Source organism: Staphylococcus sp. MI 10-1553, from assembly GCF_010365305.1.
Lineage (GTDB): Bacteria > Bacillota > Bacilli > Staphylococcales > Staphylococcaceae > Staphylococcus.
In genome coordinates this window covers 1,671,328-1,687,471 of sequence record NZ_CP048279.1, presented here as the reverse complement: position 1 = coordinate 1,687,471, position 16,144 = coordinate 1,671,328, and the positions used below count along the sequence as shown (strand labels likewise).

The 16,144-nt window shown below is 36.9% G+C and carries 18 protein-coding genes; 7 read left to right on the top strand and 11 right to left on the bottom strand.

The features are described from left to right. The first annotated feature begins 8 nt into the window (after window positions 1-8). The 4 genes from dapD to lysA all read left to right on the top strand — a co-directional run bounded on the left by dapD (window position 9) and on the right by lysA (window position 4,409). On the top strand, window positions 9-728 hold the full coding sequence (dapD, locus tag GZH82_RS07905; RefSeq protein WP_162682032.1) for a 2,3,4,5-tetrahydropyridine-2,6-dicarboxylate N-acetyltransferase: 720 nt from the start codon (window positions 9-11) through the stop codon (window positions 726-728). Window positions 729-915: 187 nt separating this feature from the next. Beyond that, the gene (locus tag GZH82_RS07900; RefSeq protein WP_162682031.1) at window positions 916-2,070 is read left to right on the top strand and encodes a M20 metallopeptidase family protein; all 1,155 of its coding nucleotides are present in this window, start codon (window positions 916-918) and stop codon (window positions 2,068-2,070) included. Then, the gene (gene alr, locus GZH82_RS07895; protein ID WP_162682030.1) at window positions 2,067-3,143 is read left to right on the top strand and encodes an alanine racemase; all 1,077 of its coding nucleotides are present in this window, start codon (window positions 2,067-2,069) and stop codon (window positions 3,141-3,143) included. The genes GZH82_RS07900 and alr overlap by 4 nt, the downstream gene beginning before the upstream one ends. Continuing rightward, window positions 3,144-4,409, top strand: coding sequence for a diaminopimelate decarboxylase (gene lysA / locus GZH82_RS07890; RefSeq protein ID WP_162682029.1), 1,266 nt, complete (start codon window positions 3,144-3,146; stop codon window positions 4,407-4,409). Window positions 4,410-4,720: 311 nt separating this feature from the next. Here lysA and cspA read toward each other — a convergent pair whose 3' ends face one another. Both cspA and msaA read right to left on the bottom strand, forming a co-directional pair. Then, complete coding sequence (cspA, locus tag GZH82_RS07885; protein WP_014613945.1) at window positions 4,721-4,921, bottom strand: cold shock protein CspA; 201 nt, start codon at window positions 4,919-4,921, stop codon at window positions 4,721-4,723. 192 nt (window positions 4,922-5,113) lie between these two features. Further along, window positions 5,114-5,422: a regulatory protein MsaA gene (gene msaA, locus GZH82_RS07880; RefSeq protein WP_162682028.1), complete on the bottom strand. Its 309-nt coding sequence runs from the start codon at window positions 5,420-5,422 to the stop codon at window positions 5,114-5,116. Window positions 5,423-5,580: 158 nt separating this feature from the next. On the opposite strand from msaA, the gene GZH82_RS07875 reads away from it, so the two are divergent. Genes GZH82_RS07875 through GZH82_RS07865 form a run of 3 tightly spaced genes read left to right on the top strand, consistent with a single transcriptional unit; the run spans window position 5,581 to window position 7,667 of the window. Further along, window positions 5,581-5,853: an acylphosphatase gene (locus tag GZH82_RS07875; RefSeq protein ID WP_162682027.1), complete on the top strand. Its 273-nt coding sequence runs from the start codon at window positions 5,581-5,583 to the stop codon at window positions 5,851-5,853. Between the two features lie 12 nt (window positions 5,854-5,865). Next, entirely contained in the window at window positions 5,866-6,504 is a 639-nt protein-coding gene (locus GZH82_RS07870) for a 5-bromo-4-chloroindolyl phosphate hydrolysis family protein (protein ID WP_162682026.1), read from the top strand. Further along, window positions 6,501-7,667 (top strand): toxic anion resistance protein, encoded by a 1,167-nt coding sequence (locus GZH82_RS07865; protein WP_162682025.1) that lies wholly within the window; start codon window positions 6,501-6,503, stop codon window positions 7,665-7,667. The genes GZH82_RS07870 and GZH82_RS07865 overlap by 4 nt, the downstream gene beginning before the upstream one ends. Window positions 7,668-7,715: 48 nt before the next feature. On the opposite strand, the gene GZH82_RS07860 is transcribed toward GZH82_RS07865, so the two are convergent. The 9 genes from GZH82_RS07860 to sucB all read right to left on the bottom strand — a co-directional run bounded on the left by GZH82_RS07860 (window position 7,716) and on the right by sucB (window position 16,139). Then, a complete protein-coding gene (locus GZH82_RS07860; protein ID WP_203232797.1) occupies window positions 7,716-7,883 on the bottom strand; it encodes a hypothetical protein in 168 nt (55 codons plus the stop codon). A 105-nt stretch (window positions 7,884-7,988) separates the two neighbouring features. Then, window positions 7,989-8,321 carry a BCCT family transporter gene (locus GZH82_RS07855; RefSeq protein WP_238989541.1) on the bottom strand — a complete coding sequence of 111 codons (333 nt, stop codon included), beginning with the start codon at window positions 8,319-8,321 and terminating at the stop codon, window positions 7,989-7,991. 360 nt (window positions 8,322-8,681) lie between these two features. Further along, window positions 8,682-10,028 carry a branched-chain amino acid-like transporter carrier protein BrnQ3 gene (gene brnQ3, locus GZH82_RS07850; protein ID WP_162682023.1) on the bottom strand — a complete coding sequence of 449 codons (1,347 nt, stop codon included), beginning with the start codon at window positions 10,026-10,028 and terminating at the stop codon, window positions 8,682-8,684. Between the two features lie 118 nt (window positions 10,029-10,146). Beyond that, window positions 10,147-12,036 (bottom strand): vWA domain-containing protein, encoded by a 1,890-nt coding sequence (locus GZH82_RS07845; protein ID WP_162682022.1) that lies wholly within the window; start codon window positions 12,034-12,036, stop codon window positions 10,147-10,149. 11 nt (window positions 12,037-12,047) lie between these two features. Beyond that, entirely contained in the window at window positions 12,048-12,845 is a 798-nt protein-coding gene (locus tag GZH82_RS07840; RefSeq protein ID WP_162682021.1) for an ATP-binding protein, read from the bottom strand. 100 nt (window positions 12,846-12,945) lie between these two features. After that, entirely contained in the window at window positions 12,946-13,149 is a 204-nt protein-coding gene (locus GZH82_RS07835; protein WP_014613937.1) for a DUF6501 family protein, read from the bottom strand. 3 nt (window positions 13,150-13,152) lie between these two features. Beyond that, the gene (locus GZH82_RS07830) at window positions 13,153-13,977 is read right to left on the bottom strand and encodes a VOC family protein (protein ID WP_162682020.1); all 825 of its coding nucleotides are present in this window, start codon (window positions 13,975-13,977) and stop codon (window positions 13,153-13,155) included. 64 nt (window positions 13,978-14,041) lie between these two features. Next, the gene (locus tag GZH82_RS07825) at window positions 14,042-14,281 is read right to left on the bottom strand and encodes a hypothetical protein (protein ID WP_162682019.1); all 240 of its coding nucleotides are present in this window, start codon (window positions 14,279-14,281) and stop codon (window positions 14,042-14,044) included. Between the two features lie 580 nt (window positions 14,282-14,861). After that, window positions 14,862-16,139: a dihydrolipoyllysine-residue succinyltransferase gene (gene sucB / locus GZH82_RS07820; RefSeq protein WP_162682018.1), complete on the bottom strand. Its 1,278-nt coding sequence runs from the start codon at window positions 16,137-16,139 to the stop codon at window positions 14,862-14,864. Between the last annotated feature and the right edge of the window lie 5 nt (window positions 16,140-16,144).

The window sequence follows — 16,144 nt, the reverse complement described above, 5'->3', positions numbered from 1 at the left end:
AAAACGTTATGGTTAAAAATTTTACAGCTGAAGAAATCATTCAATATATTAGTGATGCGAAAAAATCTACACCGATTAAAGTTTATATCAACGGTGAATTCAGTGACGTGCAATTTCCTGATCAATTTAAAGTATTCGGTTCAGAAAATTCAAAAGTCATTTTTTGTGAAGCATCAGATTGGCATGCATTTTATGAAGAAAATCAAATGCGCATTGAAGATATAGAAATTGAAATGGACCGACGTAATTCGGCGATTCCATTGAAAGATTTAATCAATACGAATGCACGTATTGAGCCAGGCGCATTTATTCGTGAACACGCCGTGATTGGGGATGGCGCTGTCGTGATGATGGGTGCAACGATTAATATTGGTGCCATCGTTGGTGAAGGAACGATGATTGATATGAATGCAACATTAGGTGGTCGTGCAACTACAGGTAAAAATGTCCATGTCGGTGCCGGTACAGTACTAGCAGGTGTGATTGAACCACCAAGTGCCTCTCCGGTTGTGATTGAGGATAACGTGTTAATTGGTGCGAATGCCGTTATTCTTGAAGGCGTACGTGTCGGTGAAGGTGCGATTGTAGCTGCAGGTGCCATTGTGACGCAAGATGTGCCAGCAGGTGCTGTTGTTGCAGGGACACCAGCGAAAGTGATTAAACAAGCGCATGAAGTAGAAGATTCAAAACGTGAAATTGTAGCAGCGTTACGTCAGTTAGATCAGTAATAAGTCCATGGGATTTCATATCGGCGTCCTGTTTCGGCGATGATGACTCAAACTGATAGCGTTTTATAACGTATGTATTCAGTTTGGGCATCTTCTGCTAATGATGAACATAATGCTGCTTTTATGGCTGAGACAAACATCATGTCCCAGCTTCTCTTTTTATACATAATGATGGGAGTGAAAGCATATGAATGAACTTGAATTTGTCACTCAGCACCGTCGATATCTTCATCAACATCCCGAGCTGAGTCTTCAAGAACATGAAACAACACAATACTTACAACGTTTTTTAGAGTCATTAGATATTCCTTATGAACGTCCTCTTGAAACTGGCATTATCGGTTTTTTAAAAGGTCAAAGTGATGAAACGATTGCCTTTAGGGCAGATATTGATGCCCTTCCAATTCATGAACAAAATGATGTCGATTATCGTAGTACAGTAGATGATCGCATGCATGCTTGTGGTCATGATGGTCATACGACAGCGCTTATGCTATTTGCACAACGTTGTAAAGCATTGTATGACAAAGGTGAGCTACCACACAATGTCTTATTCATTTTTCAACCTGCTGAAGAATCCGGTGGTGGCGCGAATTTATTAATTAAAGCCAACGCATTTGCACCATATGACATTAAAGCAATCTATGGTGTTCATGTGATGCCTTTTGTTGAAGAAGGTTCGGTTGTAATTCGTGACAATGAAATTACGGCTAGTGCGACAGAATTCCGCTTTTTTATTGAAGGTGAATCGAGTCATGTTGCCAACAAAGAACAAGGTAAATCAGCCGGAGAAGCGTTACAACACATTATGACGCAATTGTCTCAAATACAACAGTATCATTTGAATGGATTGCAACGAAATATCGTCCATATCGGTCATTTTCATGCTGGAGAAGCGATTAATACAGTTCCGAGCAATGGCTACTTAGAAGGCACCATTCGTACGTATGATATAGATGATTTAAGTATCATTCAAGGTCAAATGAAAAAAATTAGTGACAGTGCAGAACTGTTATTCGGTGTGAAATGTGAAGTTCGTTTTGCGGAAGGCTATCCCCCTACAATGAATCATCCTGCATTGAAAAAATATGTCGTCGAAAGTCTCGAATACAATCAACTCAATGTCATCGAAAATGAACTGCCCTATTTATTTGGTGAAGACTTCAGCTTTTATGATCAAATCGCACCGGCGTATTTCGTTTTTGTCGGTACACGTAACGAAGAAAAGCAGTTCGTGACAGGTTTGCATACACCGCATTTAAACTTTGATGAGTGCATGTTGATTCGTATTGCAGATTATTACGAACGATTATTAATGAACTACAATGAGGTGGAAGCATGACAGCATTATGGCAAGTCGATACAGCCCAATTTCTTCAAAATGTGAAACAAGTAACGCAAAAACAATCTGTTATGGCGGTTGTGAAAAATAATGCGTACAATTACGGTTTAGATTTTGCCGTACATACGTTTCAACAAGCAGGTATTGATACGTTTAGTACGACATCGTTAGTTGAAGCGGTGCGTATTCGAGAACTTGCGCCAGCAGCAACGATATTTTTAATGAATGCGACTGATGAATTTGAACGTTTGAGAGCAAATGATATCCAAATAACATTGCCGTCTTTAGCGTTTTATTTTGAACATAAAACAGCTTTAGCAGGTGTGAAAGTGCATTTGGAATATGAAAACCTACTCCATCGTTCTGGCTTTAAAACAAAAGATGAATTACTCGCCGTTTTAGATGATCATGAGAACAATCCGGCACCTAAGATGAAAATAACAGGTTTGTGGACACATTTCGGTTATGCGGATGAATTTGATGTCGATATGTATGAACAAGAACGTGAGGCATGGTTGGATATTGTGGAGACACTCGTGCATCAAAAAGGGTATCATTTCGACCTCATTCATGCCCAAAATAGCGCCAGTTATTATCGAGAAGGTCAACGTGTATTTAATCATCATACACATGCACGTATTGGCATTGCGTTATATGGTTCACGCCCCTACTCTAGACTGTCATCTGATCGTATTACACAAGCTTTGACAGTAAAAGCAAATGTGATTCAAGTGCGCGATGTACAACAAGGCGATCATTGTGGGTACAGTTTTGCTTATACCGTTGATAAACCGAATACACGTTTAGCTGTTGTAGATGTCGGATATGGAGATGGCATTTTGCGGAAAAGAGCGCAACATGACGTCTCAATCAATGGCAAGCGTTACCCAATTCGCGCGCTCATGATGAGTCATATGTTTGTGGAAGTAGATGACACAGTATCAGCAAAAGATAGCGTCATTTTATATAATTCAGATTTGCGTATTGATGACTACACGTTTAAAGGTGTCGGTGCTAATTCTGAACAACTAAGTGCATTAAATTTGAATTCGTTAATAAAGGAGTATGTATAAATGACAGTCAGTTATAATCAAAATGGTGAATTAACAATGGGAGGAACAAGTTTAAAAACGTTAGCACAAAGTTTCGGTACGCCGACGATTGTGTATGATGAAGATCAAATTCGTCAACAAATGAGACGCTATCACAGTGCATTTCAACAAAACGATATAGGCTATGTGTTATCATATGCCTCAAAAGCATTTACATGTCTTCAAATGGTTAAACTTGCGGCCGAAGAAGATTTCGAATTAGACGTCGTATCAGAGGGAGAGCTTTACACAGCATTAGAAGCAGGATTTGACCCACAACGCATCCATTTTCATGGCAACAATAAGACGAAACATGAAATTCAATATGCCCTTGAGAGTGGTATTGGTTATTTCGTTGTCGATGCATTAGATGAGATTGATCTTATTGAACAGTATGCCACTCAACCTGTAGACGTCCTATTACGCGTTAATCCAGGTGTTGAAGCACATACGCATGAATTTATCCAAACAGGTCAAGAGAAAAGTAAATTCGGTCTTTCTTTAAAACATGGTCTAGCTTTAGAAGCGGTTGAAAAAATTCGTAACACAAATAACATCGTGCTGAAAGGCATTCATTTCCATATCGGTTCGCAAATTGAAGAAACAACAGGTATGATTGAAACTGCTAAAATGGTGCTGAATTGGCTCGACGAACATGCGATTGCGATTGATTTACTCAACTTAGGTGGCGGCTTTAGTGCGCAATATATTGATGGTGACCAATCGTTCGACATTGAAGCAGGTATGACAGAAATCGTACAAGCGATTAAAGCAGAATGTCAGCAATTAAAATACCCTATTCCGACATTGAGTATTGAGCCAGGGCGTTCTATTGTGGCAGAAGCGGGCGTAACACTTTATGAAGTCGGTACGATTAAAGACATTCCTGGTGTCAATAAGTACGTGTCCATCGATGGCGGAATGAGCGATCACATCCGTACAGCATTATACGACGCGCAATATCAAGCATTATTGATTAATCGTAATGAAACACCTGACGAAACAGTAACAATTGCAGGAAAACTGTGTGAATCAGGAGATATTATTATTCACGAAGCAAAGTTACCGTCTAGTGTGAAACGAGGCGATTATTTAGCCGTGTTAACGACAGGTGCGTATCACTACAGTATGGCTTCAAATTATAACCAAATGCAGAAACCTAGCGTGTTCTTTGTACAAAATGGGAAAGCGAGAGAAGTCGTGAAACGTCAATCGTTACGCCAATTGATTATTAATGATGTGAAGTAAATGCCAATCATCATATGAGGCAAGAAATGATTGCTTCCTAGGACCGACGCTTTTTACGTGTTGATTTTCGACGATGTAATAGTTAAAAAAAGAGCACCTTACCTTTTTATCGGTTAGGTGCTTATTCGGGTTTAATTCCAAAGGCTAAATATCTGATTTCTTCGTCTGTTAAATCGTCAAAGCCTTCTGGAGATTCGAATGTTTCAAAAGGACCATCTTCTTTATAACAGGATAAAAACATTTATAAAAAAACAAAAAAACAGCGAAGCGAACTTCACTGCTTTTTTCTAAGTCAATATTGCATCTATTTATTATAGTTTTACAACGTTTGCAGCTTGAGGACCGCGGTCGCCTTCAACTACTTCAAATTCAACTGATTGACCTTCATCTAATGATTTGTAACCTTCTTGGTTGATTGCAGAGAAGTGTACGAATACGTCGTTTTCTCCTTCTACTTCGATAAAACCAAAACCTTTTTCAGCGTTAAACCATTTTACTGTACCTTGTTTCATAATCTGTGAAACCTCCAAGACTAAAATTCAATATGCGCTATTCGCATATTACAAAAAATACTGATTCATTCTTTATAAATTCGATAAATAAAAACTGAAAAATATTCTTTGCAATATGGAATAATGCCATTGCTTACCCCTATTATAAGGTAATGTGACAATATTTGCAATATAGAATTTAAAATTTATTGATTAGTCTATAATTGGCAAATTCAAATATATTTTTTCATTTTTTAAAGTAATGAAGCTATAAAAAATCTGTAAATCTTCATCACAATCCTCACAAAAGTTTAGATCACAATTATTATAAAATGCATAAATGTTATATTTCCCAACAATAAAATTATCATAATCCGTTTTGGCTTGTTGAATCATACGTTGATAAGCTTGTTCAAATGCTTCAAATGTATCAAATTTTTGCGAATCAATGATGTGTTCTGGCCAATCATCGAATAACCACCAACCTTCATAGTCTGCACGAACCTTAGCAACTTCCCACATAACTAACGTCCCCCTATAGGTAAAAAAAGTCTTACTAAAAAAGATAGTATCTTTAAATTTAAAAAGCAAGCTAAAAGACCTAAAAATAAGTGATATGAAACTTAAATATTAGTCTTTTGCACTGAAAATACTTATAATTAAGTGGAGGGGTGAAATGCATGAAATATTATTTAATCCGAGTATATGGACGTGTTCAAAGGGTTGGATTTCGTTATTTTACAGAACGATTAGCCTTGAAGTATCAAATCAAAGGCACAGTGAGAAATATTGAGGATTATGTAGAGGTGCACGCACAAGGTGATGATGCGTCACTTGAGTCCTTTACTCAGGCAGTCATTAATGGGGCCTCCCCTGCTTCACGTGTGGAAACATATACAATAGATGAACTTGAAATTAACGAACAATATCATAACTTTAGAGCGATTTCATAAAGGAAGATGAATATGAGATATTTATTATCGAGGGTTTGGGGCGCCATGGTTGGGGTGCCTGTTGCAGTTATCGCCTTTTTTACAAGTGTCATTTTAGATTATACATTTTTAATAGATTTCGTCATCGGTATCGCTGGTTTTGTGGTCGGTTATGTACCTACACAACGTCTGACTTCACGTGCCTATTTGAAAGAAATGAATTTGACGCGTAAAGATTATCACTACATTATACATCAAATTAACTTAGTTCAAAGCAAAAATAAGCGTATTTTAAAGTCATTTATAAAAATAAGATCGATACAAGATTTCAAGTTAGTGAATGATATTTACCGATTATCTCGTACAATTAATTCAGCTATTAAGCAACGACCTTTTCAGTTTTTCAATATTGAAAGCTTTTACTACTCGCATATTGATAATGCGTTGAACTTAGTTGAAAGTTATACGAGGCTTGCTAAAATGCCACTTAAAGCGGACAACGAACGACAAATGCTACAACAAACACGAATTACTTTAGAAGAAGTGAAGCGTACACTCATTGCAGATTTAAAGCAAATTAATGCGCAAGATTATGAACAGTTGGATACTGAAATGCGACTCAATGAAATGTACCAAAGAAGAAATACTAAAGAAATGGAGAATGATTCATGAAGTCAAATGATCTCACGAGTGAAACAAGTACTCATCCATTAGATGCGTATTTTAATGATTTTGATTATCCAAAGACAGCAGAAGTGACGGAAGTAGAAACAAAATATTTAAACCAACATTTTAATGATCAAGATCGCCAAAAAATTCAAAGTTTAGCAGAGCAAATCGAACCATTAAATCATGATAGCTTATTGAAATTTGGTTCAAATGCACAAACGCATCTTTCTCATTTTTCACATCAAATGTTGGATGAAATTCAGTCGAAAGATGTGGGACCAATTGGTGAAACATTGGAACAGTTGATGAAAAAGTTGAAAGAAGTAAATCCGGATGAGCTATCACAACAAAACGACAATTTCCTCAAAAAATTGTTCAAACGCTCAAAAAATTCGATGCAGCAACTTTTTTCACGTATGCAATCTGTGAGCTCACAAGTCGATCGTATTTCAATAGAGCTAGATAAAAATAAAGCATTGCTGGTGAAAGATATTCAGCTGTTGGATGGCTTGTATCAGCAAAATAAAGACTATTTTGATGTACTTAATCTTTATATTGCAGCGGCAGAACAAAAGAAAACAGAAATTGAACAACACGTTTTGCCAGATATGCGTCAGAGAGTGAAAGATGCCGACGACCAAATGGCTGTCCAAGATGTTGCGGATATGGAGCAGTTTGTCGACCGCCTTGATAAACGGATTTATGATTTAAAATTATCACGCCAAATTTCTTTACAATCTGCACCGCAAATACGGATGATTCAAAATGTAAACCAAGCATTAGCTGAAAAAATTCAAAGTTCTATTTTAACAAGTATTCCGTTATGGAAAAATCAAATGGCAATCGCATTAACATTGCAGCGTCAACAAAAGGCTGCGATAGCACAAAAGCAAGTGACAGATACAACGAATGAAATTTTATTACGTAATTCTGAAATGTTGCGTCAAAATGCGCGTGTCACTGCAGAAGAAAATGAGCGCGGTATTGTCGATATTGAAACATTGAAGACGACACAAGATAATATTATTCAAACGATTGAAGAAACATTACAAATTCAACAAGAAGGCCGTGAAAAGCGTCAACAGGCTGAGAAAGATTTACTCGCATTAGAATCAGATTTGAAAGCACGTTTAACAACAGCGAAAGTTCAGCGCGACGGTCAGTAAAAAACCACAAAAAACAGGCTTGGTAACTGTGTCCAAGCCTGTTTTTTGTTAATATACATAATCATCTGTTTCTTTACGATCGAGTTCATCATTCTCATCTTTTCTCGATTCAGAGATATATTCACGCATACTTTCTTTATCTGGTGTAAGTGTTAAGCCGAGATGACGACGTTCTAAATTGGAAATATGCGAGGATAGTGCCACGATACCATACATGGCCCAAGGATGTATCCCCTAATGGAATGGAAAAGGCTGAACGCATCGCATCCATAATCGCTGCGTTTATTTCAGGTGACGTATTCGGTGGCGTTAAATAGTGTGTCATCGGTTCAGTGGCACCGTAAAAACGAGACCAATCCCCATCCCCGTACTAAATAACATAGCGAGCCAAGATATTGTTTTGAACTCTGGCTCATCATCTGGTTTTCCTAAACGCAATTTCCCTATTGGACTAAAAATAAGAAATAAACTGAAAAACACAATAAAAGTCATCGTCATCATGTAGTACCAGCCAAATGTATTAATAATCCACCTGCCGATTTGTCCTGACACTTTACCAAACTGCTTTGGGAAGAATACGCCTAATAACAACATCAGGAAAACAAGAATGGCAGAATACAGAAAAGCTTTTGACAATTTTTGGTTTTCTTTCATAAAAAATGAACATCTCCTCTAAACATAAGTCATCATCTGATAACTTCAATATAACAATGGTGCTTTAAATGAACAGTAACATTCAATTTCATCTCTTATTTATTGCGTACGTGAGATAGTGGGAAGTCATATTGATTTAAAGTACGATTGCAAATTTAAAAGATGATAATGAAAGTTGAAAGTTGAAATAAAATTGTGAATGAAACTATATCGTTCAACTTTTTTCATTCACCACCCTATCAATAAAATAAACGTCATTTACAAATGATTGGGTTTAATGGAATGAGAAGTATATGGAATTTTACGATATAAAAAAGACAAGCCACAGAAATGCGACTTGTCTTGTTATTGATGTTCATCTTATTCTTTTTCGTACACGATGATATCAGAGTTTTTCATAAATGCACCAATAATGTAGCCGATAATTATCGTAATGACAGCGATTGGGAACCACTCTAATGAATGTTCATGTAATGGCAATTGATTGATAAAACCAATTTTCGCCCAACCATTTGCATTGATGACACTAAGAATTGACTCAATCGTTACGACTGCGACAGTAATTTGTTGTGTAATCGGACGTGTCGGTACAAGACGTGCGATTAAAATTAAAAGTACAGTTGTAATGGCGATTGGATAAACAATCAATAATACAGGAATTGAAAGTTTAATTACTGCATTTAAACCTAAGTTCGATAAAATAAAGCTGATGATTGTAAAGATGAAGACATAAACTTTATATGAAATTTTAGGTAAAATACTGTTGAAATATTCACTTACTGATACGATTAAACCACAAGCTGTCGTTAAACAAGCCAGTGCCACGATAATACCGAGTAAATATTTGCCTAATGAACCAAAACCTGTATCCGCCATCGTAATGAGCAAGTAAGCGCCGATGTTTTGGTCATTTTCAACTAATTTTTTCATTGTTTCTTCAGGAATGATCATATGGTTACCAATGAATCCTAAAGAAATGTAAATGATTGCTAAAGCGATGGCAGCAATGATACCTGCCATTGCAGTTTGTTTGAAAATATCATTCGCGTGTTTAATCCCTGTAGCTTTAATTGCATTTACAACAATCATTGAAAACGCAATTGCCGCAATCGCATCCATCGTTAAGTAACCTTCAGTGAAACCTTTAGAAAAACCACCTAACGCAGAAGTATATGCCTCAGGGTTAGCAGTGTTTTGTGCGCTACCTCCAAAATCTACGAAACCTTTAATAATCATCGCAATAATCGTGATTAAAAGAAGTGGTGTTAAAATGGCACCGATACGGTCAACGATTTTGCCAGGGTTCAAACATAAGTACAACACGATTAAGAAATAGATAACTGAGAAAACGAATAACCAAACTGGACTACTCGAATGAATAATCGGTGTCACAGTCATCTCGAAAGACGTTGATGCTGTACGTGGAATGGCAAATAACGGTCCGATCGTTAAATAAATCGAAACTAAAAATACAACTGAGAAAACGGGATGTATTTTGTTAATTGAACCAATGTAACCTTGTTTGTCTAAGGCACCTACTATCACGCCCATCAACGGAAGACCAATACCCGTAATGACAAAAGCTAAAATTGACGGCCAAAAGAATTGTCCACTTTCTAGTCCTAAATTTGGTGGGAAAATCAAGTTCCCTGCACCAAAAAAGATGGCAAATAACATAAACCCAATAAATAAAGTGTTTTTATTCATAACGCTACTCCTTAAAATTTCTAAATAAAATATGATTCATTCTATCACAAGAACGTGTAGCCGTCTATAAAATTTCTGAAAATTTGAAAATTGTTGTTACAAAATAGACAAAAAATGACTAAAACGACTTCAATAACAACTTTTTCAGTAGTGGTGAAAGTAAGCTTGGCAAATGTTCGACACCTTCGACAAAGATGGCATATTGTCCATAAATGTTATGAATGGTCTGTTCGATCGATTCAGTCATTGGCTCTTGACTTAAAAACACGTTGAACACTTCGATACCGAGTTTGCGTGAGTTTTCAACAGCTTCATACGTATCCAAAATGCCGTCTTGACTATAGTTAAATGCAGAAGGTTCACCGTCCGAAAAGACAATGAGAAAACGCTGTAGTTCCGAACGAGACAATAAGCGATTACTTGCGACACGAATCGCTACCCCATCGCGATTATCGTCTTGAGGCGTCAGTGACATTATTCTCGGTGCTTCGGTATTGAATGTTGACTGATGGTAATTAATTATCTCATCTATAATATTCGGTTGATATTGTGCATCTGCATCAAACGCATCTTCATTAAACGCAAGTATTTCATGTTTTACATTGAGTGCTTTCAATGTTTCATGGAATAACACAACGCCTTTAATCGTTTCGTCCATTTTGTCGTGCATACTTGCTGATGCATCAATTAATAATGTAAAAGTAGCGTCAAAAGTACGGCTTTGGTCAGCTTTTTTATAAAATAGTTTGTACTGATCATCTATAAACCAATTGACCAAGTTACGCTGCAAACGGCCTTTCGTTAAATTCGTACGCACGTCTTGATATTCACGATCAATCGTCTTTTTAATAATTTGAATAAGATCCTTGATTTCAAATTGGACAGATGTTTGAACTTGACGATAACTTTCAATGTATTCTGGTAAAATATCTGGCACATTCCACTTGATATCCACATATTGGTTAATACCTTTAAGACTCAGTAATGCATTTGAAGGCCCTTGTTCGCCACCTTCTTGATCATTTAAAGTATCGTTTGAACCTTTGCCTTTTTTACTCATCATGTCTGTCATATCATCAGTGCTGTCACCTTCACGTGCACTATCATCACCCAGTACATCACTGTTTTCGCCTTCATGGAGTTCCATTTCGAGATAAGCACCACCAGCAGATTCGCTATCAATATTTTTAGACTCTATTTTTTCAGTTTCGACATCGTCCTCTTCAGTTCCATTATGCTGATTCGTATTTGCGGCATCGACACGTTTCAAATCTTCAAGTGTAAATTGGCATAATGCTTCATAGACGTGGCGCGGGATGTGATAATATTCATTTAACATATCTTCGTCTAACCAGTCATCTACTTGATACATCATCCTTTGCGTTAAATACATGGTTTCTTCACTTGACTGAAGTTGAAAGGCATCCGGCAAATATTGATAAATAAATTCTAATGTCGGCTGAAAATCAGGATGAATATGCGGAATTGTATAAAAATCATCTCGTAAAAATGAATATTCTAAATTTAAAAAGAACAAATCTGTAAATAATGTTTTTGTTTGATACACATTAATTTGTGACGCACTATATTGTTGCCGTATTTGCTTGCGAAGTTGAATCATTTTTTGTGTACGTGGGCGTTCGCGTTCTATTAAATTTAAAATACGCATCTCTTCCATCATCTTAAAAAGTTGACGATATAGTTTCGGATGATTGAATCCTTCTTCATTCGCCACGACTTCACTGACAATTTGTGGTTCCATATCAAAATAACTATAAGTCGCAAGTAAAACGTCTGTCTTCAGTCCGATATGTTCAATATGTTCAGGTCGATGAGCCCAAAAAGAACTACAAATTAACTCATCATTGATTGCATCATAATACGGAAATTTGTGGACTTTCACTTGTGTATTTGGATTTTTCAACAACAAGCGTGCCAAATCTTGTAACATCATCATTTTCATGGCATCAAGTTGTTCGTCGTTAAACATGATAAAGCGATCGCTCATAATATCACCTTCTAAAAGTTAAGTTCTACCGCATTCATTATCGCTTGTTGTTCACGTTCATCTTCTAATTTATCAATGATACTACGCTGAATTGCTCGTTCAATCGGCATCACAGTCGCTAAATCACTCATATCGATTAAAGCACGAATACTTGCTGCCTCTTCAGACAATTGCCCTTGTTGTGTCATCGTACGTAAATCAGCATTGAATTTAATAATTTGGTCAATTAATGGATCGTCTTGCAATAAACTTTGCGCTTTTATGACATCATGTAAAGTTTGCCCGTCAATATAATCTACATTGACGACGACGAAACGGTTTTTTAACGCCTCATTCATCGGTAGTGTCCCGACATAGCCTTCATTAATGGCTGCAATGACTTTGAAGTCAGGTGCGGCTTTGATGACTTCACCTGTAAATGGGTTTGTCAGTTGACGACGATAGTCCAACACACCATTTAAAATTGGTAACGTTTCAGGTTTCGCCATATTGATTTCGTCGATGTATAAAATGTGACCTTCACGCATCGCCCGAATGACTGGCCCATCGATAAATACAATTTCTTGATGGCCTTCATCTGATGTTTTAATCGTTTTAAAGCCGAGTAAACTTTCTGCATCTAAATCAACAGAACAGTTAATTTGATGCATCGGTAATTCAGTGATTTCGCTTAAAGTTTCAGCTAATCTTGTTTTTCCTGAACCAGTTGGCCCTTTTAACAAAATATTTTTATTCAATTCGAACAGCTTGATTGCATCTCCAAGAACAGTTTCATCGGAGTTAATATAACCAGTAAATTCTTTAACCATTGTCATTTCCCTTTCTGTTAAAGTGCATGAAAAAAGACGTGAGTATCGACGAGATACCCCCGCTTTTTGAAATTTTAAATCGTTATAACGAAAGAAGTGCTTATACTTCTTCAAAATAAGTTTTGTAATAACCGCCTACGTGTCCTGAATTATCAATAATTTGATAGTATTCTTCAGTCTCGTTAACGACATCATATGTTTCGCCAACAGTTAACATATCGCTGACAGTAAATTTCTTTGCATCTGTATGAACGACTTTCACTTTTTTAAGTGGTGTACGCGTTTTCCAAGTTTCATGTAACATAGTTTAACTTCCTTTCGTTGCATGCGCTAATGTTAAAATCAATGCTAAACCACTAATATCATTGACACGAATAGAACGCGTCTCATGTTGATCATTTTTAAGTTGTTGAAAAGGGATATCGTGATGTGTCAGTTGATTCAACGCATAATTAAATTCGTCTTCGTGTTGTGCCGTAAATTCGAGTTGTTCAACGATGCCATAAGGTGGAATCTGTACTGTGTCTGATTTATAAATATGCACTTCAGCACCTAAACCACCGCCCTCACCTTCCATAACTATGACACGTTGATTTGCTTTAGGTGAAGTGTATTCAGCAATAGGTTTAAAACCAAATAAATCGCTTAGTAACGTCATCGTCACAGCCGGTTCATGTGTGCGCAACATCACTGGGCCGAGTCCTTGTACTTGATGTAGCGGACTGACAGAACTCTCTTCATTAGGCATTCCCAATCCAATGCCTACATTCGCTTCGTCTGAAAAAATGTTGAATTGTTGGTCATTGGCATCGGAAAAATGTATCAATTGATGACCATCCAAATGTGCAGGCCCTTCAAATGAATGTTGCTGTTCTTGTAAAATGGCCATATATTCATCAACACCATCGTTACTCGGTGTACGTAATGCAACACTTACAAAATGTTGATGTGCAGGCTCAATGGTTTCTGCTATTTCAACAAATTGAAGGCGTGTACCAGGGCTGAGTTGCGCATCTCCAAATTGAACACGATTGCCCTTTCTTTCGTACGCCATACCTAACATATTATGAAATAAATCAATCGTTTTGTCTATACTTTTAGTGCCTAATGTCACACTACGAAATTGCGCCATATCATCTCACTCCTTTTCACATTTATTATAACGTAAATGAACAATCGAATCAGAGTTGATGCCTTTATAACTTTAAAAGTACGCCTGCTACAACAAACGCCAATCCAGCAATTAAATATATCGTTTTAGAGCGATTGAACTTCAAAGTATCTATCGCGAAAAGAACTAACAAACAGCTCCCGATTAACTGGAAAAATGGATAATAATGAATGAAACCGAACAAACTTGCGATGATAAAGCCCAATTGCGCGATAATATTCGCAATACCAATCACAATTAATATGTATATGAAATTTCGACTCATCAAATTCACTTCTTTCGATAAAATGTTATGTTTTATTTATTTTAATACAAATTCACCTCAATTGACATGAGGTGCTATACATTTTAAATATTTCCTATATTTTTAGCTCACTCAGTAAGCAAAACAAATCATCTCCACACAAAACCAAGATGACTTAATAGAGTATAAGGAAAAGGAGAAGAAATCTGATTCGATCTGTTTAAAATTTAGTGAATGAATGATAGATTGCAAGAACCATTCGAGACTCTTGAGGTAATGGATACAGCCCAAGTAAACATCTTTTCAGTTTAATAGTGGTCACTGTTTAACGCAGTAGCTGTCTGACTTTCCAATGCTTCCACTGTTAAGAAGCCTAGTCAGCCTTGGGAGGCAGTATGACGAAATCTTTGTTGAACATCCGATTTCTGCACTGCTCCCGAAAATCCAATTCGGCCTCCATCCCGTGTACACCTCAATCTAGCCGAATTGAGTTGAGGCAAGTCTCCTAAGAAAGTGTAGAATGGTTTCAGCAATCTATAAAATTTGTCAATCAAAAAAGAGAGAAACCCATCACAGATTTCTCTCCATAAAACCCAAACAATTAAGACTCCAATAATAAATCTTCTGGGTTTTCAATTAACTCTTTAATCATCTTCAAGAAACTTACGGCTTCTTTTCCATCGATAATTCTATGGTCATAACTTAATGCAATATACATCATTGGACGGTTTTCAATCGTATCTTGATCAATCGCAACCGGTCTCGTAATAATAGAGTGCATACCTAAAATTGCAGCTTGACTACCATTGATAATCGGTGTAGACATCATTGAACCGAAAATACCACCATTTGTGATTGTGAATGATCCGTTCATCATGTCATCAAGTGTCAATTTATTATCACGTGCTTTTGTCGCTAAGTTTGCAATTTCTTGCTCGATTTCTGCAAAGTTTTTCTTATCACAATCTCTTACGTTCGGTACTAATAAACCGCCTGGTGTCGATACTGCAATACCGATATCGTAGTATTGTTTTGTTACCATGTACTCGCCATCGATTTCAGCGTTCACTTCAGGATAACGTTTCAATGCGGCAACCGCTGCTTTGGTGAAGAATGACATGAAGCCAAGTTTAGTACCATCATGATCTTCCATAAACTTGTCTTTTTTACGTTTACGGAGCGCCATCACGTTTGTCATGTCTACTTCGTTGAATGTCGTTAACATTGCAGTGTTATTGCTTACTTCTAATAATTTTTTAGCTGCAGTTTGTTTTCTACGACTCATTTTTTCACGAATCACTGGTTTTGATGGTGTTTTAGGTGCTTGTGGTGCAGCTGCTTCTTTTTCTTTAGATTGAGTAGTACCCGTTGATTTTTGTTGTGAGCCGCGTTCAACATCTTCTTTACGTACGACATCATTTGCTTTGCCACTAAGTTCGCTTAAGCTAATTCCTTTTTCACGTGCCGCGCGACGTGCTGAAGGTGTTGCGTTAATGCGTTCGTTTGAAGAAGTGCTTTGGCTTTCTTTGTCAGAAGATGATTTTTCTTCTTTTTTCTCTTGTTTGTCTGACTCTTTTTGTTCTGATTTGTCTGAAACGTCTTTTGAGTCAGCTTTTGAATCATCACTTGAAGGTTTAGAAGCGTCACCTTCACCCACTACAGCAATCGCTTGGCCGACTTCTACCGTGTCGCCTTCTTCAGCAAGTAATTCTTGAATTGTGCCTTCTTCTTCTGAAACAACTTCGACATTAACTTTGTCTGTTTCTAATTCAAGGATAGCTTCACCTTTTTCAACAGTGTCACCTACTTGTTTTAACCATTCTGCAATGGTACCTTCCGTAATCGATTCTGCTAATTCTGGAACTTTTACCTCTGCCATTTTTC

Excerpts from the sequence above, each read along its gene's own strand:
- dapD (WP_162682032.1), top strand. The coding sequence starts at position 9 with ATGGTTAAAAATTTTACAGCTGAAGAAATCATTCAATATATTAGTGAT.
- GZH82_RS07870 (WP_162682026.1), top strand. The coding sequence starts at position 5,866 with ATGAGATATTTATTATCGAGGGTTTGGGGCGCCATGGTTGGGGTGCCT.
- GZH82_RS07860 (WP_203232797.1), bottom strand. The coding sequence starts at position 7,883 with ATGTATGGTATCGTGGCACTATCCTCGCATATTTCCAATTTAGAACGT.
- lysA (WP_162682029.1), top strand. The coding sequence starts at position 3,144 with ATGACAGTCAGTTATAATCAAAATGGTGAATTAACAATGGGAGGAACA.
- GZH82_RS07830 (WP_162682020.1), bottom strand. The coding sequence starts at position 13,977 with ATGGCGCAATTTCGTAGTGTGACATTAGGCACTAAAAGTATAGACAAA.
- alr (WP_162682030.1), top strand. The coding sequence starts at position 2,067 with ATGACAGCATTATGGCAAGTCGATACAGCCCAATTTCTTCAAAATGTG.
- sucB (WP_162682018.1), bottom strand. The coding sequence starts at position 16,139 with ATGGCAGAGGTAAAAGTTCCAGAATTAGCAGAATCGATTACGGAAGGT.
- GZH82_RS07825 (WP_162682019.1), bottom strand. The coding sequence starts at position 14,281 with ATGAGTCGAAATTTCATATACATATTAATTGTGATTGGTATTGCGAAT.
- GZH82_RS07875 (WP_162682027.1), top strand. The coding sequence starts at position 5,581 with ATGAAATATTATTTAATCCGAGTATATGGACGTGTTCAAAGGGTTGGA.
- cspA (WP_014613945.1), bottom strand. The coding sequence starts at position 4,921 with ATGAAACAAGGTACAGTAAAATGGTTTAACGCTGAAAAAGGTTTTGGT.
- GZH82_RS07900 (WP_162682031.1), top strand. The coding sequence starts at position 916 with ATGAATGAACTTGAATTTGTCACTCAGCACCGTCGATATCTTCATCAA.
- GZH82_RS07835 (WP_014613937.1), bottom strand. The coding sequence starts at position 13,149 with ATGTTACATGAAACTTGGAAAACGCGTACACCACTTAAAAAAGTGAAA.
- GZH82_RS07855 (WP_238989541.1), bottom strand. The coding sequence starts at position 8,321 with ATGAAAGAAAACCAAAAATTGTCAAAAGCTTTTCTGTATTCTGCCATT.
- GZH82_RS07845 (WP_162682022.1), bottom strand. The coding sequence starts at position 12,036 with ATGAGCGATCGCTTTATCATGTTTAACGACGAACAACTTGATGCCATG.
- brnQ3 (WP_162682023.1), bottom strand. The coding sequence starts at position 10,028 with ATGAATAAAAACACTTTATTTATTGGGTTTATGTTATTTGCCATCTTT.
- GZH82_RS07865 (WP_162682025.1), top strand. The coding sequence starts at position 6,501 with ATGAAGTCAAATGATCTCACGAGTGAAACAAGTACTCATCCATTAGAT.
- msaA (WP_162682028.1), bottom strand. The coding sequence starts at position 5,422 with ATGTGGGAAGTTGCTAAGGTTCGTGCAGACTATGAAGGTTGGTGGTTA.
- GZH82_RS07840 (WP_162682021.1), bottom strand. The coding sequence starts at position 12,845 with ATGGTTAAAGAATTTACTGGTTATATTAACTCCGATGAAACTGTTCTT.